The 22844-nt window shown below is 56.9% G+C and carries 20 protein-coding genes, 3 tRNA genes and 3 rRNA genes; 13 read left to right on the top strand and 13 right to left on the bottom strand.

Features of this window, described 5'->3' with window-relative positions:
• The first annotated feature begins 24 nt into the window (after positions 1–24).
• From AC6EI9_RS07565 to AC6EI9_RS07550, 4 genes are read left to right on the top strand one after another with little or no spacing between them, the layout of a single operon-like run.
• Positions 25–1140 (top strand): DNA-processing protein DprA, encoded by a 1116-nt coding sequence (locus tag AC6EI9_RS07565; RefSeq protein WP_498469855.1) that lies wholly within the window; start codon positions 25–27, stop codon positions 1138–1140.
• 9 nt (positions 1141–1149) lie between these two features.
• A complete protein-coding gene (gene prmC, locus AC6EI9_RS07560; RefSeq protein ID WP_498469854.1) occupies positions 1150–2043 on the top strand; it encodes a peptide chain release factor N(5)-glutamine methyltransferase in 894 nt (297 codons plus the stop codon).
• 27 nt (positions 2044–2070) lie between these two features.
• Positions 2071–2688 carry an L-threonylcarbamoyladenylate synthase gene (locus AC6EI9_RS07555; protein ID WP_498469853.1) on the top strand — a complete coding sequence of 206 codons (618 nt, stop codon included), beginning with the start codon at positions 2071–2073 and terminating at the stop codon, positions 2686–2688.
• Positions 2676–2849, top strand: coding sequence for a hypothetical protein (locus tag AC6EI9_RS07550; protein WP_498469852.1), 174 nt, complete (start codon positions 2676–2678; stop codon positions 2847–2849). The genes AC6EI9_RS07555 and AC6EI9_RS07550 overlap by 13 nt, the downstream gene beginning before the upstream one ends.
• 23 nt (positions 2850–2872) lie before the next feature.
• On the opposite strand, the gene AC6EI9_RS07545 is transcribed toward AC6EI9_RS07550, so the two are convergent.
• From AC6EI9_RS07545 to ctpZ, 7 genes are all read right to left on the bottom strand, one after another.
• Positions 2873–2944: transfer RNA gene (locus AC6EI9_RS07545), tRNA-Thr, on the bottom strand.
• The gene (locus tag AC6EI9_RS07540; RefSeq protein WP_498469851.1) at positions 2935–3177 is read right to left on the bottom strand and encodes a response regulator transcription factor; all 243 of its coding nucleotides are present in this window, start codon (positions 3175–3177) and stop codon (positions 2935–2937) included. Before AC6EI9_RS07540 ends, AC6EI9_RS07545 begins: the two co-directional genes overlap by 10 nt.
• Positions 3178–3225: 48 nt before the next feature.
• Positions 3226–3504, bottom strand: a complete 279-nt coding sequence (gene minE, locus AC6EI9_RS07535) for a cell division topological specificity factor MinE (protein WP_067095546.1) — start codon at positions 3502–3504, stop codon at positions 3226–3228.
• A 5-nt stretch (positions 3505–3509) separates the two neighbouring features.
• Positions 3510–4325 carry a septum site-determining protein MinD gene (gene minD / locus AC6EI9_RS07530; RefSeq protein WP_498469850.1) on the bottom strand — a complete coding sequence of 272 codons (816 nt, stop codon included), beginning with the start codon at positions 4323–4325 and terminating at the stop codon, positions 3510–3512.
• A gap of 62 nt (positions 4326–4387) precedes the next feature.
• Positions 4388–5044 (bottom strand): septum site-determining protein MinC, encoded by a 657-nt coding sequence (locus AC6EI9_RS07525; protein WP_498469849.1) that lies wholly within the window; start codon positions 5042–5044, stop codon positions 4388–4390.
• Between the two features lie 26 nt (positions 5045–5070).
• Positions 5071–6318, bottom strand: coding sequence for an HD domain-containing protein (locus AC6EI9_RS07520; RefSeq protein WP_498469848.1), 1248 nt, complete (start codon positions 6316–6318; stop codon positions 5071–5073).
• Positions 6319–7620: a carboxyl-terminal processing protease CtpZ gene (gene ctpZ / locus AC6EI9_RS07515; RefSeq protein WP_498469965.1), complete on the bottom strand. Its 1302-nt coding sequence runs from the start codon at positions 7618–7620 to the stop codon at positions 6319–6321.
• 66 nt (positions 7621–7686) lie between these two features.
• Here ctpZ and petB point away from each other — a divergent pair, with 66 nt between their 5' ends.
• Both petB and petD read left to right on the top strand, forming a co-directional pair.
• Positions 7687–8343, top strand: a complete 657-nt coding sequence (gene petB, locus AC6EI9_RS07510) for a cytochrome b6 (protein ID WP_007100534.1) — start codon at positions 7687–7689, stop codon at positions 8341–8343.
• Positions 8344–8418: 75 nt separating this feature from the next.
• Complete coding sequence (gene petD, locus AC6EI9_RS07505; protein ID WP_066904183.1) at positions 8419–8901, top strand: cytochrome b6-f complex subunit IV; 483 nt, start codon at positions 8419–8421, stop codon at positions 8899–8901.
• A 48-nt stretch (positions 8902–8949) separates the two neighbouring features.
• On the opposite strand, the gene AC6EI9_RS07500 is transcribed toward petD, so the two are convergent.
• Positions 8950–10458 (bottom strand): glycoside hydrolase 100 family protein, encoded by a 1509-nt coding sequence (locus AC6EI9_RS07500; RefSeq protein WP_498469847.1) that lies wholly within the window; start codon positions 10456–10458, stop codon positions 8950–8952.
• 664 nt (positions 10459–11122) lie between these two features.
• Between AC6EI9_RS07500 and AC6EI9_RS07495 the strand changes: the two genes are divergently transcribed.
• From AC6EI9_RS07495 to rrf, 5 genes are all read left to right on the top strand, one after another.
• Positions 11123–12607: ribosomal RNA gene (locus AC6EI9_RS07495) — 16S ribosomal RNA — on the top strand.
• A gap of 184 nt (positions 12608–12791) precedes the next feature.
• A tRNA-Ile gene (locus tag AC6EI9_RS07490) sits at positions 12792–12865 on the top strand.
• Between the two features lie 9 nt (positions 12866–12874).
• Positions 12875–12947 (top strand) — tRNA-Ala (locus AC6EI9_RS07485).
• Between the two features lie 392 nt (positions 12948–13339).
• Positions 13340–16205, top strand: a 23S ribosomal RNA gene (locus AC6EI9_RS07480).
• 116 nt (positions 16206–16321) lie between these two features.
• Positions 16322–16438: ribosomal RNA gene (rrf, locus tag AC6EI9_RS07475) — 5S ribosomal RNA — on the top strand.
• Together the 16S, 23S and 5S rRNA genes with 2 tRNA genes alongside form the textbook arrangement of a ribosomal RNA operon.
• Before the next feature lie 96 nt (positions 16439–16534).
• On the opposite strand, the gene mtnC is transcribed toward rrf, so the two are convergent.
• The 4 genes from mtnC to AC6EI9_RS07455 all read right to left on the bottom strand — a co-directional run bounded on the left by mtnC (position 16535) and on the right by AC6EI9_RS07455 (position 19020).
• The gene (gene mtnC, locus AC6EI9_RS07470; protein ID WP_498469846.1) at positions 16535–17293 is read right to left on the bottom strand and encodes an acireductone synthase; all 759 of its coding nucleotides are present in this window, start codon (positions 17291–17293) and stop codon (positions 16535–16537) included.
• Entirely contained in the window at positions 17290–17868 is a 579-nt protein-coding gene (mtnB, locus tag AC6EI9_RS07465; RefSeq protein ID WP_498469964.1) for a methylthioribulose 1-phosphate dehydratase, read from the bottom strand. The genes mtnC and mtnB overlap by 4 nt, the downstream gene beginning before the upstream one ends.
• Positions 17869–17953: 85 nt before the next feature.
• Positions 17954–18805, bottom strand: coding sequence for a DNA-formamidopyrimidine glycosylase (locus AC6EI9_RS07460; RefSeq protein WP_498469845.1), 852 nt, complete (start codon positions 18803–18805; stop codon positions 17954–17956).
• A gap of 5 nt (positions 18806–18810) precedes the next feature.
• Entirely contained in the window at positions 18811–19020 is a 210-nt protein-coding gene (locus tag AC6EI9_RS07455) for a photosystem I reaction center subunit IV (RefSeq protein WP_066912053.1), read from the bottom strand.
• 156 nt (positions 19021–19176) lie between these two features.
• Here AC6EI9_RS07455 and AC6EI9_RS07450 point away from each other — a divergent pair, with 156 nt between their 5' ends.
• Both AC6EI9_RS07450 and AC6EI9_RS07445 read left to right on the top strand, forming a co-directional pair.
• Positions 19177–20199 (top strand): hypothetical protein, encoded by a 1023-nt coding sequence (locus AC6EI9_RS07450; RefSeq protein ID WP_498469844.1) that lies wholly within the window; start codon positions 19177–19179, stop codon positions 20197–20199.
• Between the two features lie 42 nt (positions 20200–20241).
• Positions 20242–21729: a RecQ family ATP-dependent DNA helicase gene (locus AC6EI9_RS07445; protein WP_498469843.1), complete on the top strand. Its 1488-nt coding sequence runs from the start codon at positions 20242–20244 to the stop codon at positions 21727–21729.
• A gap of 7 nt (positions 21730–21736) precedes the next feature.
• Here AC6EI9_RS07445 and AC6EI9_RS07440 read toward each other — a convergent pair whose 3' ends face one another.
• On the bottom strand, positions 21737–22828 hold the full coding sequence (locus AC6EI9_RS07440) for a LysM peptidoglycan-binding domain-containing protein (protein WP_498469842.1): 1092 nt from the start codon (positions 22826–22828) through the stop codon (positions 21737–21739).
• Positions 22829–22844 lie beyond the last annotated feature (16 nt).

The raw sequence follows: 22844 nt of genomic DNA, 5'->3' as shown, positions 1-22844 counted from the left end.
TATTTTTGTACTAGCAATAATGGCGTGTCAGAGCGCTCCTGGCGTTGGTTGTGGTTGCAGTGTCCTGGGATTGGTTCAGCTCGAATGCGCCAGCTCTGTTCTGCTGCCGCTAAGGCGCCTGGAGGTTTTCAGGAGCTCTGGAGTTGGTCTCTGCCGAAATTGCACAAGGAGTTCGCATGGCCGGCGTCAGTGCTTTCTTCGCTCGAGCGTTATCGAGCAAGCCTCGGGCTGCAGCCTTGCATCGAGGTCCCTGTCGAAGTTCTGTTGCCCTGTGATCCTGAGTGGCCCGCTGGCTTTGCGAGGCTGGAACGCCCGCCTTTGTCGATTCAGTGGCGTGGACGTCGAGGTCTTCTGTCCTCTCTCTCATTGCAGCAGGCGGTAGCGGTTGTCGGCACGAGAAGGCCTTCCAACCACGGCCTTCGGATGGCGGACAATCTGGGTCGAGCCCTTGCTCAGGCTCACTGGCCTGTGGTCAGCGGTCTTGCTGAGGGCATTGATGCAGCGGCTCACCGTGCTTGTCTTCAGGCTGGCGGCACTCCCATCGCGGTGCTCGGAACTCCGCTGCACCGTGTTTATCCGTCTGAGCATCGTGTTTTGCAGCTGGAGGTTGCGCAGGCTGGCTTGCTGATGACTGAGCTCCGTGATTCCGAAAGCGTCACGCGATCCGGTTTCGCTCTGCGCAACCGATTGCTCGTCGCAATGACCAAGGCTGTTGTGGTTGTGGAATGTCCAGAGACCAGTGGAGCGCTGCGGTCGGCAGCGGTGGCGCGTTCCTTGGGTATCCCCGTCTGGGTTGTTCCAGGTGATGCTCTGCGCGAATCGTCTCGGGGCAGTAATGCGTTGTTGCAATCGGGGGCTCTGCCGCTGATCAACGCTCAGGCTTTGATTGATCAACTTGGGGCAGGCCCTTGTGTCTCTTTGCTTGGGCAGAGTGACGACTCTGCACTGCAGTCAGAGAAGCCTCAACCTTCTGACCCTGTGCAAACCCATTTACTGAAGCTGGTGGATGACGATTCCAGCTTCGACGAGATGGTGCAAGCACTGCAATCCAATCCTGAACGTGTTGCTGCGGAGCTGCTGAAGCTTGAGCTGGAGGGGCTGGTGGTGGCGCAGCCAGGTCTGCGTTGGCGCTCGCTCTAGGTTGATTTCATGAAGTCCGCCTCGTGTTCAGGACAGGAGTTGCTGGCTTGGCGTCGCCGACAGTTGCTGCGTGGCGGGCGGGCTGTTGATCTCGATTGGCTTCTGGCCATGGAGGCCAACCTGAGCTGGGCTGAACTGCAGCGGCTGCGCATCCTGCCTGAGTCAACCGCTTCTCTGTCCAGGACTCTCCAGGACCTGGCGAAGCTCTGGGCAGTGCATCTTCAACATCATGTTCCGTTGCAGCATCTCGTCGGACGCTGTCCATGGCGCGATCTTGATCTTCAGATCAGCCCAGCCGCGCTGATCCCCCGTCAGGAGACCGAGCTCCTGATTGATTTTGCGCTTGATTGTCTGCAGGATCCACAAGCTGCAGGCTGTGCCTCTGCGGGTCGCTGGGCAGATCTGGGCACAGGCAGCGGAGCGCTGGCCGTTGCCCTCGCTCGTGCTCTGCCGGGATGGGACGGACATGCTGTGGATCTCAGCGCTGCTGCTCTCGAATTGGCACGGATCAACCTCAACGCCTTGACGACGTCTCTGACATGGCAGCTGCATCAAGGGTCTTGGTGGGATCCCCTGAATCGCTGGTGGGGGCAGTTCGATCTTGTTGTCGCCAATCCGCCCTATATCCCCTCTCAGGTTGTGGAGGCCCTCGATCCTCTCGTTCGCGACCATGAACCCAGGCAGGCTCTGTGCGGTGGTGAGGATGGTTTGGATTGCTGCAGAGCGATTCTGGAACGGGCTCCTAAGGCACTCTCTCCAGGCGGATGGCTACTGCTCGAGCATCATCACGATCAGAGTGATCAGGTGCTGGACCTGATGAGGTCTGCAGGACTGGTGTTGTCCAGAGCACGCTCAGATCTCAGCGGTGTCAAGCGTTTTGCCATCGCTAGACGCTCCCTTTGACTCGGATTCTGTTTCTCGGTCGTCCTCATGACCTACGACAAGTCTTCATTGATGTCCGCCAAGGAGTTGGCCCTACATCTCAGGGGCGGTGGAGCAGCTCTGCTGCCCACGGATACCTTGCCAGCGCTTGCCGCTGCTCCTGACCATGCGGCTCAGATCTGGACCCTCAAGCAGCGTCCGCAGGACAAACCTCTGATCCTGATGGCAGCTCAGGCTGATCAGTTACTGGCACTCACCTGTGAAGACGCCAGGGTTGACGCTGAACCTCTGGCCCGTCGCTTCTGGCCAGGCGCACTCACTCTGGTGCTTCCTGTGGAGGGGCGTCTGACGCAGAGCCTCAACCCTGGTCAAGCAACCCTGGGCATGCGCATTCCGGATTGTGATGTCACCCGAGCTCTGCTGATGCAGAGCGGTCCACTGGCCACAACAAGTGCCAATCCTTCCGGCGCACCGCCAACCCAGAGCGCGGAAGAAGCCGCTGTCGCTTTTCCAGATCTGCCGTTGCTGGCTCCTCTGCCCTGGCCCGATCCATCCGGGCTGGCGAGCACCGTGATTGCCTGGACGTCACCAGGATGCTGGCAACTCCTTCGCCAGGGCGCTGTGATGGTTGATGTGATTGAGAGATCTCCCCCATGCTCTGGCTGATCGCACTTGTGCTGGTGCTCCAGGCCCTCTTTCACTGGACGCTGGAGCCGGCGATCCGATGGTTCACCCCCTTGTTCGAACTGAGGGCGCTGCCTTTGCTTCTGGGCTTGGTGGGGATCTGGTTACTGGCTGGACGCACTGACTCAGATCGAGTGCCCTGAACAGGCGGGATGGAGTCCCGAGAAGCCGGCTGACGGATTTGAACCGACGACCTTCGCTTTACAAAAGCGCTGCTCTACCACTGAGCTAAGCCGGCAATCTCGGAACTCTACCGGCGCACATCCGCGGGTCCGAGCTGACCTGATGCATCCACCAGAGACTGAGCTGCAGTCGCGAACGACAGCCTGTTTTTCCGAGGCAACTGCTGATATGGCTTTCAACCGTGCGCACACTCAGAACCAGTGCTTCAGAGATGGCACGGTTGCTGCATCCCTGCAATAAGAAATTGAGCACCCCAATTTCGGCTGGTGTGAGCTGAAAGTTCGTCATGGATCGAGGGAAGTCCTGCTCCTGGGATTCCCCTCAATCGCAGTGTCGTCAATCTTGTGAGCTGGTCGCCATGGAACGGCGGATCGGCAGATTGGCCACAAGTGCTGTGACGCGATCTTCGGTCTCCAGACTCACATCGCCTTCCTCGAGATCAATGTCCACATATTTGGCCACGACTTCAAAGATTTCGCGGCGCATCTGATCGAGAGTTTCAGGGCTCAGGTCGCTGCGATCGTGAGCCAGAACCAGTTGCAAGCGTTCGCGTGCGGTGGTTGCACTGGCGGGTTGACGGCGCAGGATTTTGTCGATCAGGTCTTGCAAGGTCATGGCGTTCAGAAAATCTTGGTTTGCATCAGTTGGCGCACCCTGGCGCGAATTCCGCGTCGTCCGTCTTTCGCAGGGTCCATGAGAGGGATGTCCTCTCCTTGAAGTCGACGGGCGATGTTCCCGTAAGCCTTGGCAGCAGGAGACGCACTGCCATTGAGTGTCAGAGGTTCACCTCGGTTGGTGCTGACAATCACCTGCTCATCTTCAAGAACCAGGCCCAGCAGCGGTAGAGCCAGGATGTCGGTGACGTCATCGACCGCCAACATCTCCTGATTGGCCATCATCTTCGGTCTGACCCTATTCAGCACGAGCTGAACGGGTGAAACCCCATGGGTGTTGAGCAATCCGATCACTCGATCGGCATCTCTGACTGCGGACACTTCCGGGGTTGTGATCACGATCGCTTCCTTCGCGGCTGCCACGGCATTCTTGAATCCGTCTTCAATGCCTGCGGGGCAATCGATCAGCACATAGTCGAAACGTTCCGACAGCATTCCAGCAATGGTCTGCATGTCTTCAGGTTTCAACCACTCGAGCATGCGTGGATTCCCCGCAGGAAGCAGTGCAAGGTTCGGCTCCTGTTTGTGCTTCACAAGAGCCTGATCAAGGCGGCAGGTTTCTGCCAGCACTTCCTGAGCGGTGAAGACGATTCGATTCTCGAGTCCAAGCAACAGATCGAGATTTCTGAGGCCGAAGTCCGCATCGAGAACCACGGTCTTAGCCCCTTGCCCGGCTAGAGCAATGCCGAGGTTGGCAGTGAGGGTGGTCTTGCCGACGCCGCCCTTACCCGAGCAGATCAGGATCGTTCGCGAATTGGTCACGGGGTCCCGTTTTGATCGGGTCACCTTAATGGCATTAATCCGTCTCGTCCGCCGGAAATCGATCAGATTTGCTGAGGCGAGAAGGGCGGACTGGCTGGCTCGATCGCGATGGCACCATCGAGAATGCAAGCCTGCTCGGCGAGCCCAGGCTGGGGCCGATCCTCAGGGCCTCGCGCCACAAGCTCCGCGATCCGCAGCTGAAGCGGCCTCAGCTGCAAGGCCACGATCCTGGCGTTGCGGTTGCCCTTGCTGCCTGCGTGAGCTCGGCCTCGCAGTCGTCCCCAGACGTAGACATCCCCCTCGGCGGACGCTGACCCCCCTGGATTCACATCACCCACGATCAGCAAGTGACCCTGGGTTTCGATGTGATCACCGGACCGCAAGGTTCCCCGATGAACCATGAGGTCAACCTTGGTTTTGGTGGTATTCGGCTGATCATCACTGCTGGCCTCGCGAACAGGCAGACCCAGTGCTGCTGCGCTGATCAACGTGTCGCGGCAGCGCGTGATCAGCAGCTGAACGCCATGGCCAGCCTGATCTAAAGCAAGCAGCAGCTCGTCAAGATCGCGGCAGCTCAGGCTCCAGTCTCCGATGTCTAGATCGAGATCACCTGGAGGAAGAGATGGCAGCTGTGCCGGAAGCCATTGCTGCCAGGACACGGACCGGAACGCCGGTAGCCTGAGGCAGTGAGGCACCCGAGGTGTTGGTTCAGCGGTCATGGCGGGAGCGTAGGGAGATCATCCGCCTAGCGAATGCTGGCCATGGCCATATGCAATTCGGTTGCGATCTCTCCCGGGTGAATCAACCAGGCTGACGCCGCGGGAATCGCGAGGCTGTTGACCAGTGGCGAGCACTGTTCGAGAGCCTGAAGGCTTTGACCGTCCCAAAGGCGCAATCCACCTCGATAGGGGTGATATCCCCGGATCTGATGGTGTCGAAGTCCGCAACACATGTCAGGGTCGAGGCCTGCTGCAGCCGCATAAGTCTGCGCTTTAGCCAGCAGTTCCAGCTGCGTTGATGCATCCATCTGGCTGACGTCGAGAGCTTTGAACAGTCGGCGGTTGAGGAATCGATCGCAGAGATCGGCAAGCGGTTCCGGTGCTTCTTCTCTCCATCGCTGAAAGTGATAACCAGTGCGCAGGTCGTCATTGGCGAGATAACTGTGGAGGTCAAGCTCCTGGGACTGCCACAGCCAAGCCTGCATGGTTTGGTCAGCCCAGATGCGACCGGGGCCCAGCAGTCGCGCCTGGCGGATCAGCTGATCCAGTAACCAGTTGCAAACCACATTGAGGCGGTGGTTATAGACGCTGCGGTACATCAGGCTGCGGACCACCAGGTAATGCTCCACCGCCATCAGCCCCTTCGGATGGATGGCCAATTCTCCGTCGGGCGCCAGGGTGATCGCACCAAGGATGCGATCAAGATCCAGCTGGCCATATCGGGCCCCTGTGCTGTAACTGTCGCGCAAGAGGTAATCCAGACGATCGCAGTCAAGCTGGCTGCTCACCAGGGACTTGATCACGCCTCGTTCTGCACGTCCATGTTCGAGAAGATCGGCCACCGAGGCAGCGGTGCCTGGTGAAAACTGTTCGAGAGGGGCCTGAATGTCGGGGTGTTCCCGGATCACGCGTGCTGACCACTGCTCGTGGTGCGTGCCAAACATCTCCTCGCCTGAATGGCTGAGAGGTGCATGGCCAAGGTCATGGAGTAGAGCCGCGGCGTAAAGCACGCCCTTCTGTTTGTCCAGAGAGGGATCGAGCTCAATCAGGCGGCCCATCGCTCGTCGGGCAATGGCAAAGACACCCAGCGAGTGAGTGAATCGACTGGATTCCGCCCCGTGAAACGTGAGGAATGCCGGGCCGAGCTGGCGGATGCGCCTCAGTCGTTGAAAAGGAGCCGAGTCCACCAGCGCGAGCACCATGGCTTCGGCGGGTTGATCGGCGTCCAGGCTGATGCCGCGATGAAGTGGATCGTGATAGGTGCGGGAGCCCATTCAGCCTGTTGGCTCCGCTACGACTTCATCCGTGACCGGCATTGAATCTGGACTGGCCTGGCTGGCTTCCTGATCAATCATCGACTGGAGCACCAGTTCGGCGTCGCTGAGCCAGCGATCACCTTCTCCGCCGGGATTCAGTGGTTCCGGTCCGTCCAGGATCCTGTCCGGAGTGATCCCTTCGCCCTGGATGTCCCTTCCGCTGGGGGTGACATATCCCGCCACGGTCACGGCGAGTCCACTGCCATCACTGAGGTTGGTCAGAGTCTGAATCAGGCCTTTGCCGAAGGTGTTGCTGCCGAGCAGCAGCGATCGTTCATCGTCCTGAAGTGCGCCCGCAAGGATTTCGCTGGCGCTTGCCGTCCCTTCATTGACCAGCGTCACCATCGGACCGCTGTACAGCACTTCAGATCCTGCCTGGATTGGATCGGCGATGCCGCTGCGATTTCGGGTCTCCACGATCGGTTGCTGATCCAGAAATGCATCGGCTACCGCAAGCCCTGCGCTGACAAGTCCCCCCGAGTTGTTGCGTAGATCAAGCACCAGCCCCTCAACGCTCTTGTCGGATAGCTCATCAATGGCTGCACGAACCTGTTCGGGCACGCCCTCGCTGAACTGTGTGATCCGGATGTAACCGAGGGTGTGGGTGTCACTGCGCAGCCGCCTTGTCCGCACCGGCCGCAGATCGATGTTGCGTCGTTCCAGAGTGATTTCCTGCTGCTCGCCCTGCGGCGGCAGCAGGGTAAGCACCACCTGGGTACCCACTGCTCCTCGAAGACGTGCCGCGATCGTTTCGAGGCCGAGCATCTCGACAGCCTCTCCATTCACTGCCAACACCTCAGTTCCACTGACGATTCCGGCCTCAGCTGCTGGGGACCCCTCCAGTGGAGCAATCACCACGGTTGCGTTGCTGTCTTGGCGATGACCCAGCTGCAGACCAACGCCGCTGAGGTTGCCCTCGTTACTGGCCTTCATCACCTCATAGTCCGCAGGTCTCAGCAGGCGGGTGTAGGGGTCATTGAGCGGCAGCAGCATCGCCTCGATCGCGGCATAAGCCTCTTCGCTGCTTTCAATCGAGTTTTCAAGAGCCTTCTGGCGAAGGCGTTTCCAGCGGATCCGATCGAACTGTTCAGGGTCCAGATAACCCTGGTTCACAAGCCGCCAGCTTTCCACCACCAGCTGCTGCGCATCGTTCAGTGCCAGGGCCTGCGGGCTGGCAAGCAGAACGATGAGAATGGCACTTGCCAAACCAAAAGCCAGACGTCGCAGACGATCTGACCATCCGTTAACAGTCGACAACATTGGCTTCATCCATGCCCTCAACTGGGACGACATCGGTAGACTCTCGCAATCCAAGCCCACCTCTGCATGGCGAACTCCTCACCTGTCTACGACTGGTTCCAGGAACGTCTTGAAATTCAGGACATTGCTGATGACATCAGCAGCAAGTACGTGCCTCCACACGTCAACATTTTTTACTGCCTCGGTGGAATCACACTTGTGTGTTTCCTGATTCAGTTCGCGACAGGCTTCGCGATGACCTTCTACTACAAGCCCACGGTCGCTGAGGCTTACACATCCGTCCAGTATCTGATGACGGATGTGAGTTTTGGATGGTTGATCCGTTCGGTCCATCGCTGGAGCGCCTCGATGATGGTGCTGATGCTGATCCTCCACGTGTTCCGCGTCTATCTCACTGGCGGTTTCAAGCGCCCCCGTGAACTCACCTGGGTCACCGGCGTCACGATGGCTGTGATCACTGTCTCCTTCGGAGTGACGGGCTATTCCCTCCCTTGGGATCAGGTCGGCTACTGGGCTGTGAAGATCGTTTCAGGTGTTCCTGCTGCCATCCCAGTGGTTGGAGACTTCATGGTTGAACTGCTCCGTGGCGGTGAAAGTGTTGGCCAGTCCACACTGACGCGCTTCTACAGCCTTCACACCTTTGTGATGCCATGGCTTCTGGCGGTGTTCATGCTCATGCACTTCCTGATGATCCGGAAGCAAGGTATCTCTGGTCCCTTGTGATCCATTTCAGTCTCTGAGCGCTCTGTCGTTCAGCTCCCCTGGTCTGCTTAAGGTTCAAACATCACCCCCTGATCCATGCACATCCTCAAGAAGCCGGATCTGACTGATCCCAAAATGCGCGCCAAGCTCGCCAAAGGCATGGGCCATAACTATTACGGCGAACCTGCCTGGCCGAACGACCTGCTCTACATCTTCCCGGTCGTGATCCTGGGCACGATTGCCTGCATTGTCGGACTCGCCGTTCTGGATCCCGCCATGCTCGGAGATAAGGCTGACCCCTTCGCAACTCCTCTGGAAATTCTTCCTGAGTGGTATCTGTATCCCGTATTCCAGATCCTCAGAGTTGTTCCCAACAAGCTTCTTGGAATCGCTCTTCAGACTCTTGTTCCTCTCGGTCTGATGCTGGTTCCTTTCATCGAGAGCTTCAACAAGTTTCAGAACCCTTTCCGTCGCCCTGTCGCGATGGCCGTGTTCCTGTTCGGCACAGCAACCACCATCTACCTCGGTATCGGTGCAGCAATGCCCATCGACAAGTCTCTGACCCTGGGTCTTTTCTGAAGCTCCCTCTGATCGATGCCATAAGCCCAGCCCCATGGCTGGGCTTTTTTAATGGTGATCCCAGTCGTGATCATGCTCTTCAGAAAATTCATCCGCAGGGTCAGGAACAGCCCCTTCATCGAGGTCCAGAAGCAGGACATCATCTGGATTGACGCGCAGGAAGTGGTGGAGCAGCAGAAAACCAACAATCGTCCAGGTCTGGTAGGTCCTGGACTGTTGACCCACCCAGGTGCCTGTTGGGCCATCGAAGTACTCAGCCCACTGTTGCCTTGGTAACTGGTTGAGATGACTCCAGTAGCACTCCTCCAGCAATGCTTTCATCTGCCCCATCAGCAGAACATCGGCATGGGGATGGCGGCGCTCGTGCAGAAGGATGGAGCCACCGAAGAACCACAACAGGCTCGGCCAGTGCCCACCGTTGTGATAACTCCAGGGCCAGTTCTTCGGGTCCGACCCGGTCTTGTTCTGCCACTCAAGGCTTTCCATCGGAGGGTGGCAGATGCGCATGGGCATCTCGGCCATCAGGTGGTCGCGGTTGTGCAGCGTCAAGCGGAACAGCGCACGTTGCTGAGGGGCCGTCAGCAATCCGAACAGGCAGCCGAGTGAATTTCCGAGGCTGTAGAAACGGAAGTCAGGACGTCCCGTGCGCATGTTGCCGATCAGGTAGCCCCCACGGTTTTCGAGCCAGTCCTGCAGCCAGTCAGGAATGACCTGAGGCTGAACATTGAATTCGTTCTGGTGCTGGTTATCTCCGTACTGTTCGGTCGGTCTGCGACGCAGCACCTGCATGGTTTTGCTGGTGACCCAGTAGTGCTTGAGAAGAAATTGGCGAAGGTCGTGAACCCACTGCCGGGTCAGCACCAGTCGCTGGTCCAGCAGCCTGCTGTTGTGATGCTTGCGTCCCAGCTCCATAAGCTGAGTGCAGCATCGCAGAGATCCGTACAGCAGCACCTCCACTTCCAGTGGGGCTCCCCAGACGTCCATCGGACGATCAATCATGAAAGCGCAGTCCGGCACGAACAGCACCGGAGTTCCTTCAAAGGTGGGATGCAACACGAGGTCGAGCAGCAGCTGAACACCGCGCTGCACAGCCTGACTGGAGGCGAATTCCTCGTCTCCACTGGACTTCACATACATCCAGCACAGAACCGGCCACCAGAGACTTGCGTCGACTGACGTGATCCGTCCGATGGAGCGCTGGCCATAGTCCGCAATCAGATGTCCTTCCTCTTCCACGAAGCTGGTGGGGAAGACGCCTCGTGTCTGGTAAGTGGTGCTCTGCAGGTCAAGGCAGATGGTCAGAAACTGACGGACGATGTCGAATCGTTTCTGCGTCAGCAGGTAGACCATCACGGGAACGTTGTCCCTGAGAAAGATCTCGCCGTAGTTGAGAGCTTCGTCGTGACGGGGATGCTCCAGGGCGGCGACGCTGCCAGCCAGGTGTCCACGCAGGGGAATCAGCGTTCGTTCGAAGTGCTCGCGGGCCTTCTGGACTACCTGGTCTTCCTTCGAGCTCGGTCGGACACGCTGGTTCTGCTGGCTGAAGCGTCCTGCCATGATCCGTTGCGTGTAGCCAAAACGTAGTGCTGGCTTTCGTTTACGGCAGTGGAAGCAAGTCTTGAGATGCAATGAGTTGCGTAGAGGGGCATGAGTGAGTTATGTTTTTGGACTGCGCGGCAGGCGGAAGCCTGGAGTGCAGCCTTTGAGCATGAAGAGCGCGAGCTTGTAGTGTTTGGGGGTGCTTACAAGGCCAAGAGGGAGCGATCCCACGGTGTTGTAAATTTCACAAGCGGTCGCGAGACCGCACCGCCAACCGTTTCTGAGAAGGAACGCGACGGCAGAACCTGGACAATCGAAAAGTTTAGGAACTGACGCTTTCATCGCGTCGAGTTTCGATTGCTGAGCTGAAAGGTTTGGTGATTGAGCTTGATGGAAATGCGATGTAAGTGTGAGGTCCCGTCAACAATTTTTAGTTGCAAAGAAGCAACGTGCTTACAAGATTGAAAGTTTTCACGAGCTTTTGATGTTGTCGGTGTGCGCGTTGTGGAGCAACGACCGGATCTGAGATCCTGGAAAGTCACGAAGGAGAGATTCTAAGTGCACTCTTATGAACCCTTCTGTCAGAGGAAGGTGGTTTTAACTGCAATCAGTGCGCCAGTGCTGATGAGTGGGTAAAGCAAATCAAGTTGAAGAGGTGAAAGCCTTTAAGAGGACTTGATCTACAACGGAGAGTTTGATCCTGGCTCAGGATGAACGCTGGCGGCGTGCTTAACACATGCAAGTCGAACGAACCTTCGGGTTAGTGGCGGACGGGTGAGTAACGCGTGGGAATCTGCCCTCAGGAGGGGGATAACGGCTGGAAACGGCCGCTAATACCCCATATGCCGAGAGGTGAAATGAATTTCGCCTGAGGATGAGCCCGCGTCTGATTAGCTAGTTGGTGAGGTAAGAGCTCACCAAGGCATCGATCAGTAGCTGGTCTGAGAGGATGATCAGCCACACTGGGACTGAGACACGGCCCAGACTCCTACGGGAGGCAGCAGTGGGGAATTTTCCGCAATGGGCGAAAGCCTGACGGAGCAACGCCGCGTGAGGGATGAAGGCCTCTGGGCTGTAAACCTCTTTTCTCAAGGAAGAAGATCTGACGGTACTTGAGGAATAAGCCACGGCTAATTCCGTGCCAGCAGCCGCGGTAATACGGGAGTGGCAAGCGTTATCCGGAATTATTGGGCGTAAAGCGTCCGCAGGCGGCCTTTCAAGTCTGCTGTTAAAACGTGGAGCTTAACTCCATCATGGCAGTGGAAACTGTTGGGCTTGAGTGTGGTAGGGGCAGAGGGAATTCCCGGTGTAGCGGTGAAATGCGTAGATATCGGGAAGAACACCAGTGGCGAAGGCGCTCTGCTGGGCCATAACTGACGCTCATGGACGAAAGCCAGGGGAGCGAAAGGGATTAGATACCCCTGTAGTCCTGGCCGTAAACGATGAACACTAGGTGTCGGGGGAATCGACCCCCTCGGTGTCGTAGCCAACGCGTTAAGTGTTCCGCCTGGGGAGTACGCACGCAAGTGTGAAACTCAAAGGAATTGACGGGGGCCCGCACAAGCGGTGGAGTATGTGGTTTAATTCGATGCAACGCGAAGAACCTTACCAGGGTTTGACATCCTGCGAATCTCTTGGAAACGAGAGAGTGCCCTCGGGAACGCAGTGACAGGTGGTGCATGGCTGTCGTCAGCTCGTGTCGTGAGATGTTGGGTTAAGTCCCGCAACGAGCGCAACCCACGTCTTTAGTTGCCAGCATTTAGTTGGGCACTCTAGAGAGACCGCCGGTGATAAACCGGAGGAAGGTGTGGATGACGTCAAGTCATCATGCCCCTTACATCCTGGGCTACACACGTACTACAATGCTACGGACAAAGAGCAGCAAGTTCGCGAGGACAAGCAAATCTCATAAACCGTGGCTCAGTTCAGATCGTAGGCTGCAACTCGCCTACGTGAAGGAGGAATCGCTAGTAATCGCAGGTCAGCATACTGCGGTGAATACGTTCCCGGGCCTTGTACACACCGCCCGTCACACCATGGAAGTTGGCCACGCCCGAAGCCGTTACTCCAACCCTTGTGGAGGAGGACGTCGAAGGTGGGGCTGATGACTGGGGTGAAGTCGTAACAAGGTAGCCGTACCGGAAGGTGCGGCTGGATCACCTCCTAACAGGGAAGACAAACAACGATTTTGATGTCTGAGTATTTAATTCTTAGGCCGAAATCCTGTCACCTTAGGTCGATCGGTACCTCAATTTTGAAGTCAAGAATGCATAGCGATATGAATTGCTTGATGGAAATTTTCAGTTCCTAAACTTTGTCTAGGTCACATCCCACAAGGGTTGAGTCTTCCTGGGCCATTAGCTCAGGTGGTTAGAGCGCACCCCTGATAAGGGTGAGGTCCCTGGTTCAAGTCCAGGATGGCCCATTCGGTGTTGGGGGTTTAGCTCAGTTGGTAGAGCGCCTGCTTTGCAAGCAGGATGTCAGGAGTTCGAGTCTCCTAACCTCCACTGATCGAACTCAATCTCCATCTTCTGAATGATGGAAGGTGAACTCGAATGTGATGTGATTTAGATGTGTCCGCTGGCATGACCCCAGCTTCCTGTCATTCTGAAATGACGTGAATTATCACGATCTTTTAGTTGATAAGATGCTGGGCTCGAACTGTTTAAACAGTTTGATGTCTAGCAGAACCTTGACAACTGCATAGGAAAAAGTCTGTAAGAATAAGCATCTCTCATGGATGCATCATTCTTTTTTAGGATGATGTCAATTCTTGAGCAAGAGCCGAGACTCCATAACGTTCTTCTAATTGTGTCGAGCAATTGGGAGTTTGATGATTGATTCAGCAATGAATCGTTCAGAATCTGTTTCAACGACAGCAAGCGTTTTGGAGATTAATGGTCAAGCTACAAAGAGCTCACGGCGGATACCTTGGCACACAGAGGCGATGAAGGACGTGGTTACCTGCGATAAGTCTCGGGGAGCTGGAAACACGCTTTGATCCGGGAATTTCCGAATGGGGCAACCCTTAGAACGGCCAGCTGAATCCATAGGCTGGCACGAGCCAACCCAGCGAACTGAAACATCTTAGTAGCTGGAGGAAAGGAAAGTAAAAACGACTCCCTGAGTAGCGGCGAGCGAACGGGGAAGAGCCTAAACCGATGGTTTCGACCATCGGGGTTGTGGGACAGCAATGTGGAAAAGGGATGTTAGTGGAAGTGTTTGAAAGACACGCCAAAGAAGGTGAAAGCCCCGTACACGAAAACTGAACTGACCTAGCTGTATCCCGAGTAGCACGGAGCACGTGAAATTCCGTGTGAATCCGCGAGGACCACCTCGTAAGGCTAAGTACTACTGTGTGACCGATAGCGAAACAGTACCGCGAGGGAAAGGTGAAAAGAACCCCGGGAGGGGAGTGAAATAGAACATGAAACCGTGAGCTTACAAGCAATGGGAGCCCGACTTATCGGGTGACCGTGTGCCTGTTGAAGAATGAGCCGGCGACTTATAGGTACTGGCGGGTTAAACCGGAAATGGTGGAGCCATAGCGAAAGCGAGTCTGAATAGGGCGTTTGTCAGTATTTATAGACCCGAACCCGGGTGATCTAACCATGGCCAGGATGAAGCTTGGGTGATACCAAGTGGAGGTCCCAACCAACTGACGTTGAAAAGTCACTGGATGAGCTGTGGTTAGCGGTGAAATGCCAATCGAACCCGGAGCTAGCTGGTTCTCCCCGAAATACGTTGAGGCGTAGCGTCTCGTGCTCCAGCAGGGGGGTAAAGCCACCATTTCGGTGCGGGCTGCGAGAGCGGTACCAAATCGAGATGAACTCTGAATACCCTGTGTGTAGCGAGGCAGTCAGACTGTGGGGGATAAGCTCCATGGTCGAGAGGGAAACAGCCCAGACCGCCAGCTAAGGTCCCCAAATCAACGCTAAGTGATAAAGGAGGTGGGATTGCCCAGACAACCAGGAGGTTTGCCTAGAAGCAGCCATCCTCAAAGGAGTGCGTAATAGCTCACTGGTCGAGCGATCCTGCGCCGAAAATGAACGGGGCTAAGCGTTGTACCGAAGCTGCGGATTTATGGTAGGGGAGCGTTCTATGTGGGGCGAAGCGTTAGCGTGAGCGGGCGTGGACTGCATAGAAGTGAGAATGTCGGCTTGAGTAGCGAAAACATGGGTGAGAATCCCATGCACCGAAACCCTAAGGGTTCCTCCGGCAGGCTCGTCCGCGGAGGGTTAGTCTGGTCCTAAGGTCAGGCCGAAAGGCGTAGTCGATGGATAACAGGTCAACATTCCTGTACCGGTTATGTTTTGGGAAGAGGGACGGAGAAGGCTAGCCAAGCCAGATGTTGGTTACTGGTTCAAGCGTTCGAGGCTATGAGGAGCGGCGAAAACGTTCCGAGCTGAGGCGTGAGTACGAGCTGCTACGGCAGCGAAGTTGGTGATGTCATGCTTCCAAGAAAAGCTCTATACCCGTTAAGACATAACTGCCAGTACCCGAAACCGACACAGGTGGGGTGGTAGAGAATACCGAGGTGCGCGAGGTAACTCTCTCTAAGGAACTCGGCAAATTAGCCCCGTAACTTCGGGAGAAGGGGTGCCACCGCAAGGTGGTCGCAGTGAAAAGGCCCTGGCGACTGTTTACCAAAAACACAGGTCTCCGCTAAGTCGCAAGACGATGTATGGGGGCTGACGCCTGCCCAGTGCCGGAAGGTTAAGGAAGCCGGTCAGCGTAAGCGAAGCTGGCGACTGAAGCCCCGGTGAACGGCGGCCGTAACTATAACGGTCCTAAGGTAGCGAAATTCCTTGTCGGGTAAGTTCCGACCCGCACGAAAGGCGTAACGATCAGGGCGCTGTCTCGGAGAGAGGCTCGGCGAAATAGAATTGTCTGTGAAGATGCGGACTACATACACCCGGACAGAAAGACCCTATGAAGCTTTACTGTAGCTTGGTATTGTGCCCGGGCTCTGAATGCGCAGGATAGGTGGGAGACGTTGATCTAGTGCTCGTGGGTACTAGGGAGTCAATGGTGAGATACCACTCTTTCAGAGCTAGGGTTCTAACGTTCACCCGTTATCCGGGGAGCGGACAGTATCAGGTGGGCAGTTTGACTGGGGCGGTCGCCTCCTAAAAGGTAACGGAGGCGCACAAAGGTTTCCTCAGGCTGGTTGGAAATCAGCTGACGAGTGCAAAAGCAGAAGGAAGCTTGACTGTGAGACCTACAAGTCGAACAGGGACGAAAGTCGGTTTTAGTGATCCGACGGTTCTGAGTGGAAGGGCCGTCGCTCAACGGATAAAAGTTACTCTAGGGATAACAGGCTGATCTCCCCCAAGAGTTCACATCGACGGGGAGGTTTGGCACCTCGATGTCGGCTCATCGCAACCTGGGGCTGAAGTCGGTCCCAAGGGTTGGGCTGTTCGCCCATTAAAGCGGTACGCGAGCTGGGTTCAGAACGTCGTGAGACAGTTCGGTCCATATCCGGTGTATGCGTAGGAATATTGAGAGGATTTCTCCCTAGTACGAGAGGACCGGGAGGAACGCACCTCTGGTGTACCAGTTATCGTGCCAACGGTAAACGCTGGGTAGCCATGTGCGGAGTGGATAACCGCTGAAAGCATCTAAGTGGGAAGCCCACCTCAAGATGAGTATTCCCATGGGGTAACCCAGTAAGGTCACGGGAAGAACACCCGTTGATAGGCTCTACGTCGAAGTCCAGTAATGGATGCAGCGGAGGAGTACTAATAGACCGAGGGCTTGACCATGATTTGGTTCTTGCCTGAGGCGATGATTTATTCGATTCAGACGCATGATCAACAATGAAAGTTGTTGATCATGTCCTATGCAGTTCTCAGGGTTCAACCTTGGGAATGTTTTCTATCCTGGTGTCCATAGCGTTGTGGAACCACTCCGATCCATCTCGAACTCGGTTGTGAAACGCAGCAGCGGCGACGATATTTGGGGGGTAGCCCCCTGAGAAAATAGCTCGATGCCAGGTAAAACATTTCTATCACGCATGTGATGCGAAGAAAGCCACCCTTGATGGGGTGGCTTTTTTTGTACCTTGACGCGTATTGCTGTTGTCAGCTGTGATTCAGCGTTGATTGTGATTCGCTGTGTTGATCTTCTCGAGATCGATATCGCAAAGTTTTTGTACGACTGCATGGTCGCAGGGGTCTTGATGTGGATTGCCTTCGCGCAGGCAGAACCTCGTGTTCATGCCTGAGTGGCGGGCTGCATCGCATTCGCCTGGGTGATCGCTGATAAACAGCACCTCGTTAGACTGAATGCCCAGTTTTTTTGCGATGATTGTATAGCTTTGATGGGATAGTTTGGGGCCTGTACGTGTGTCAAACCAGTGGTTAAATCGATCGGTGATGTCTCCTTCATTGGTATGGGTGTAGAGGAGTTTCTGTGCCTGAATGCTGCCTGATGAGTACACCGCAAGCGTGATTCCCTTGTGTTTCCAGCTGTCGAGTTGTTTGCATACATCGCTGAACAGAGGTGATGTCAGTTCGCCCGATAGGTAGCCTTGCTTCCAGATCTTCCCCTGCAATTCCTTGAGGGCTGTCGACTTTCTGTCTGATTGAATCAGATGCTGTAGATAGTCTTCCACCTCCCTTGTTGATGGAGGTTGCTGAATGGTTCGGCTCAGCATTCTTTTGCTGATTGGATCCGAATCGTCCAGCCATTCACCGATGGCTTCTTGCACTAATGCATCGATCTCAGCATCGCTTGATCTGGTCATCAATGCTGCGTTCAGATTCTTCTGCGCGAATGGAAACAGCGTCTGGCTGACAAAGTCGACGGGACAGGTTGTTCCTTCGATGTCCAGAAGGATGGCCCGAATCATTGTTGGCTCCTGATGAGTGATTGTCTCCAGCTGAGTTCCAAGAGGAATTCGAGGATTTCGGTATGGCGACGAGCTTCGTTCAGGTTGTCGCCCCATGCATAAAGGCCATGACCCGAAACCAGCAGCCCATGGGGAGCTTCACTCAATCGTTCAGCTGCTGCTTCGCTCAGTGCCTGTAGATCCTGACTGTTGGCAATGATTGGCACGTTGATACGGGTGTCATGGGTGGTGACTCCCTTCAGGCCTTTCAGCATCTCCCAGCCCTCAAGAGTCACGCTGCCTTGCTTCAGCTCCGTTTTCGACAGCAGCGTTCCTGATAGGGAATGGGTATGCAGCACGGCCCCGGCTCCGCAACAGTGAATGATGCGCAGATGCAGCAGGGTTTCTGCACTCGCTTTGCCGGCTCCCCGGGTGACCTCGCCGTTGCTGTTCACCTCGATCAGTTCTTCGGGTTGGACGGATCCCTTGTCGACGCCGCTGGGGGCCATCAACAGTCGCAGTGGTTCATGCGCCACCACAACGCTGAAATTGCCTCCAGTGCCATCGCACCAACCCCGGCCATGCAGCAGTTTCATCGTGGCTGAGAGTTCTTCAGCAGCCTGAACCAACGCTTTCGCGCCTCCCGCGTTCCATCCTTCTCCGTCCTATCGCATCCGAGATTCAGGATTGACAGGTGGGGCACCAATGGGTGCTGCGACCGGCAAGTTTCACCCGTTCAATGGCAGTGCCACAGTTCAAGCACGGCTGCCCGGTGCGTCGATAAACCGCGGCTTGTCCTCCGTAATTGCCGTTGACGCCTTCAAGGTCTCGGAAATCGCTGAATGTTGTGCCACCAACGCCGATGCTGATCTCGAGCACATGCACAAGGCTGTCGCACACCTGCTCCAGTTGTCTGCGCTTGAGCCTGCCCGCTGGAGTTTGGGGCGCAATTCCTGCTGCAAACAAGCTCTCGTCGGCATAGATATTTCCGGCGCCTGCCACCAGTGATTGGTCCAGCAGGGCTGCTTTGATCGAGCGTGTTGATCCTTTCAGCTTCTTATGCAAGTAACCGGCATTGAACTCTTCACTGAAGGGTTCCGGTCCTAGTCGCTTCAATCCGGTGATGATGGAGTCGGTGGCTGTTCCCTGCGGAACCCACCACATCTCTCCAAAGCTGCGCACATCGACGAAACGCAGCTCCTGCTCCCTGGCATTCCAGAATCGCGCCCGTGTGTGCTGGCAAGGTTCTGTGGCTTCTTCATGCCACTGGAACTGGCCGGTCATGCGCAGATGCACACCCCAGCACCCACTGGGCTCGCCTGTGCTGGGATCCAAGAGCTGGGCAATCAAATATTTGCCGCGTCGCCGCCACTCCCCAACGGTACGGCCTGCAAGTCCACGACAAAACGCTGTTGCGCCCCCGGGGCTTGCCACAGCTCTCTCTCGGAGGATTTCGGCCTCTTGAATCACAAACGATTGAAGACGGTTCGCCAGTCCCCGACGAACCGTTTCAACTTCCGGAAGTTCCGGCAAGAGAGTTAGGCCGGCTCGAGTTCGTCGAGCGCGAAGTTGTTGGTGTTGATACCACCGTCCGAACCCTGCAGGCCGTTGTAGTTGACCTGTTCGAACCTGACCACGACCGGGTAGCGGATGCCAGAGGTGTCGATTGAGGCAACCTTGCCGACATCGTTGAACCAGAAGGATTCAGGGCGCTTGATCCGCACCATGTCACCGCGGGAGATCGCCATCGGTTCGTAGCAACTAAAAGCACATCGACCCTATCTCTGGGTCTTTCCCTGGCGTGCTGTTGCGTCACACAATGTCGCCCTGATCAGCTCTTTGCCGGTCCTGCGCCATGCCAGCATCCAGCCTCCGGACTGCTGCCTGCCTTGCTGCCAACGAACATGGAAACTCCAGTTCTGGAGCTGGATCTGCCAGATCCTGAGCAGGACGACATCAGCACGATGGAGTTTCTGGCTCGCTTGGAACAGGCCTGGGCTGTCTGTGACAAGTTCGATCTACAGACCGAAATCTGGCGTGGAAAGATCCTCAAGGCCGTTCGTGATCGCGAAAAGAGGGGTGGAGAAGGGCGTGGCGCCGGATTCCTGCAGTGGCTCAGGGAGCGGGAGATCAGCAAAACCCGGGCTTATGGATTGATCCAGCTCGCGGAGTCGGCGCAGGAGATGCTTGGCGAGGGGGTGCTCGAGGAGGCCAGCGTCAATCAGTTTTCCAAACGCGCCTTCATGGAAACCGCTCAGGCGGCTCCGGAGGTGCAGCTGATGATCTCTGAAGCTGCCAATGAAGGGCAGGAGATCACCCGCAAACAGGTCCGACGGCTCACGGATGAGTTCATGGCTGCCACCAGTCCTCTGCTGCCTGAGGAAATTCGGCAACGCACCCAGGAGAATCTGTTACCCCCCAAAGTGGTTGCCCCGCTGGTGCGAGAGCTGGCCAAGCTGCCGGAGCCACAGCAGGATGATCTGCGCAAGGTGCTGCGCGATGAGCCCGAGCTTGACCGCATCAAGGATGTGACTCACACCGCTCGCTGGATCACCAAGGCGACGGAATCCAGTGTCGCCGTCCGTGCCTTTCAGCAGGGTGAGCTTGATCTCGAGAAGGCCATGCAGGAAGCCCAGCGGCTGGATGCACTGGGATTGCTGGCGGATGCAGTCGGTCAGGCTCAGTCCCTGGAATCGGCAGTGCTCAAGCTGCATACGTCCTGGCGACGGCTGGGTGGTCTGCAGGAACGGCTTTGGGTGGAAAGTGGCAGCAGCACTCCGTATCTCCGGGATGTGCTCTCGGCGTTGCAGAGTCTCAGCGGAGCGACGCTTCGGGTGTCCTTGGGTGAGTTAGCCGGGGGCAAGCGGGTGCGACTCCAGTTGGTTGAAGAATCACCGGATCAGCTGGATCCTCCTCCTATCCCCTAGATCTGGGGCTCGGTATCCTGTGCACACCATCTGTGGAGTGCTTTGGACCTGCTGCTGGATGCGCTTCAGCGCCATTACGGCTGGTCCGAGTTCCGGCCAGGGCAGCGTGCCGTTGTGGAATGCCTGTTGCAAGGGCAGGACTGTCTGGCGGTGCTGCCGACTGGTGGTGGCAAGTCACTGTGTTTTCAGTTGCCTGCTCTGGTGAGATCAGGGCTAGTGGTGGTGATCTCGCCTCTGGTGGCTCTGATGGAGGATCAGGTCCTCCAGTTGAGACGTCGATGTATCGCAGCGGCCTGTCTTCATGGAGGAATTGATCCAGTTCAGCGGCGACAGACGCTTTCGCAGCTCAGCGACGGATCCTTGCGACTGTTGTATCTGGCACCGGAGCGTCTTCAGGGTGAAGCCACCCGTTCCGCTCTGCAGGAGCATGCCGCCACAGGACAGCTGGTGGCGCTCGCTGTCGATGAAGCCCACTGCATCAGCGCCTGGGGCCATGACTTCCGCCCTGATTACCGCCGGCTCGGAGAGCTGCGAGCGCTTTGTCCAGGTGTTCCTCTGGTGGCTCTGAGTGCCACTGCAGCTCCCCGGGTCAGGGCAGATATTCTTCGCTTACTGCATCTCAGGCGGCCGCTGATCCAGGTCGGATCGGCACGACGTCACAACCTCCACTACGCCATGCGCCGCCGGGTTGGGGATCCTTTGCAGGATGTGGTTGACGCGTTGGAGAGTGCCCGTGGCGCCTGTTTGATTTACGCACGCACCCGTGTTTCGGTGGAGCGCTGGACAGAGCGACTCTGTGCCAACGGGATTCAGGCCATCGCGTATCACGCCGGTCTTGAACCTGAAGTTCGACATCGAGCGCTGGAGCATTTCCTGGGAGCGCAGGATCCTGTGTTGGTGGCCACGGTCGCGTTCGGTATGGGAGTGGATCGGTCGGATGTCGGTCTGGTGTTGCATCTGGATCTCCCGAGCACTCCGGAGGGCTATCTGCAGGAATCAGGTCGTGCAGGGCGTGATGGCAAGCCAGCTCACTGCCTGGTGTTGTTCTCGCCGAGAGATCGAACCAGCCTGGGATGGGCGATGCAGAGCGCCCTGCGCCGGTCATCCGCCAGCGATGCCGTTGAAGAATCGCGTCGAATTGAACTGGCGCAGCAGCAGTTGCGCCGTATGGAGGCTGTGGCAGAGGGAGAAACCTGCAGAGAACAAGCTCTGCTGCTGTCCGTCGGTGAACTGGTTCCTCCCTGTGGCCGCTGTGACCGCTGTCTTTCCAGTGCCTCAAGGCAGGACTGGTCCGACCAGGCCACGGCTGTTCTGGAGTTACTGGCGGAGGTTCACGGCACTGATTCCCGCAGACTGAGTGAACGACTCAATGCTGAAGAAGGTCGTTCGGCGCACTGGGGATGGCTGACGCGGCGGCTGGTTCAGGAGGAGTTGATCCATGAAACCGATGACGGCAGCCAGCGTCTGTACCTGAAGGAGAGCGGCCGGCGTTTTTTGCGTCAGCCCTGGCCCCTGCATTACGCCGCTTAAACCGTGGTCAACTCTTTGCGGCCGTGCAGCGATCCTTCACGAGAGTTTTTTCGAATTCCGACTGGGGTGCAATCCAGTTTTTCCACTTCCCGTTGGCGCCAGTGGCATTGATTTTTTTGGCGGAGCAGTTCACCGCCACGTAGAGCGATTGTCCATCGCTGTTCAGTGTCGGAGCCACTTCGCTTCCACCCATCGACTGCCAGTTCCCCCAGTCGACCTGAAGGGGGCCGTAGTTCCGCCAGGAGGCTGGCTTCGGCTGCACGCTTGTCGTTGTTGTTTGGCTCGCTTTGGCCGTCGTCACAGGTTTGACAACTTTGGGCTTCACAGCCGTGGGCTTAACCGTCGCCGGTTTGGCAGCAGTCGGTTTGGCAGCAGACGGTTTGGCCGCAGACGATTTGATGCTGTCGGTTTTGGGTTGGACCTGTGCTGGCTCCTGCTTGTCGGGCTGGCTTTCGGTCAGCAAGGGTTGCCGTTCAACAGCTGATGTCGTCGAGGCTGTGGATGTGGCGCTGGTGCTTTCGGTGGAGCGCAGCATCAGCTGGGTGCCGATGTTGACCTGATTGGGGTTCTCAATGGCATTGATGCTGACTAATGACGTGAGCGGGATGTCATAGGCCTCAGCGATCTGGCTGAGGGTTTGGCCGCGGGCCACGGTGTGGGAGATGGCATTGGGCTTGGCCTGAATCGGCACCGGCTTGGCTGCGGGTTTGGGCTTGGCCTGAGGAAGCACCGCGTTGCTGGGCAGCTTCAGGGTCTGACCGATCTCAACATGGTCAGCACTCGAGAGTCCGTTCAGGGCCATTAACTGACGTTCACCGACTCTGTACTGCGCCGCAATGCCGCTGAGAGTGTCACCGGACTGCACGTTGTGACGCCCCTTGCCCGCTGAAACGCTTCCAGGCAGCCGTAGGGTCTGGCCGGCCTCCACATGGTCAGAGTTCCTGATTCCGTTGAGGCGCATCAGGCTGTTCATCGATACGCCGTAGCGCGCCGCAATATCCGAAAGGGTCTCCCCTGACTGAACCGTCACGTCGGCGGCATGACCAGCGAGTGGTGTCAGAGCCATCGCGGCGAGGACGGTCAGGAGAGTGTGGCGCATGCGTGAGCGTTGGCTG

Source organism: Synechococcus sp. MIT2312, assembly GCF_059772315.1.
The sequence above is the reverse complement of the archived record's forward strand: the minus strand, read 5'-3'. Positions and strand labels throughout refer to the sequence as shown.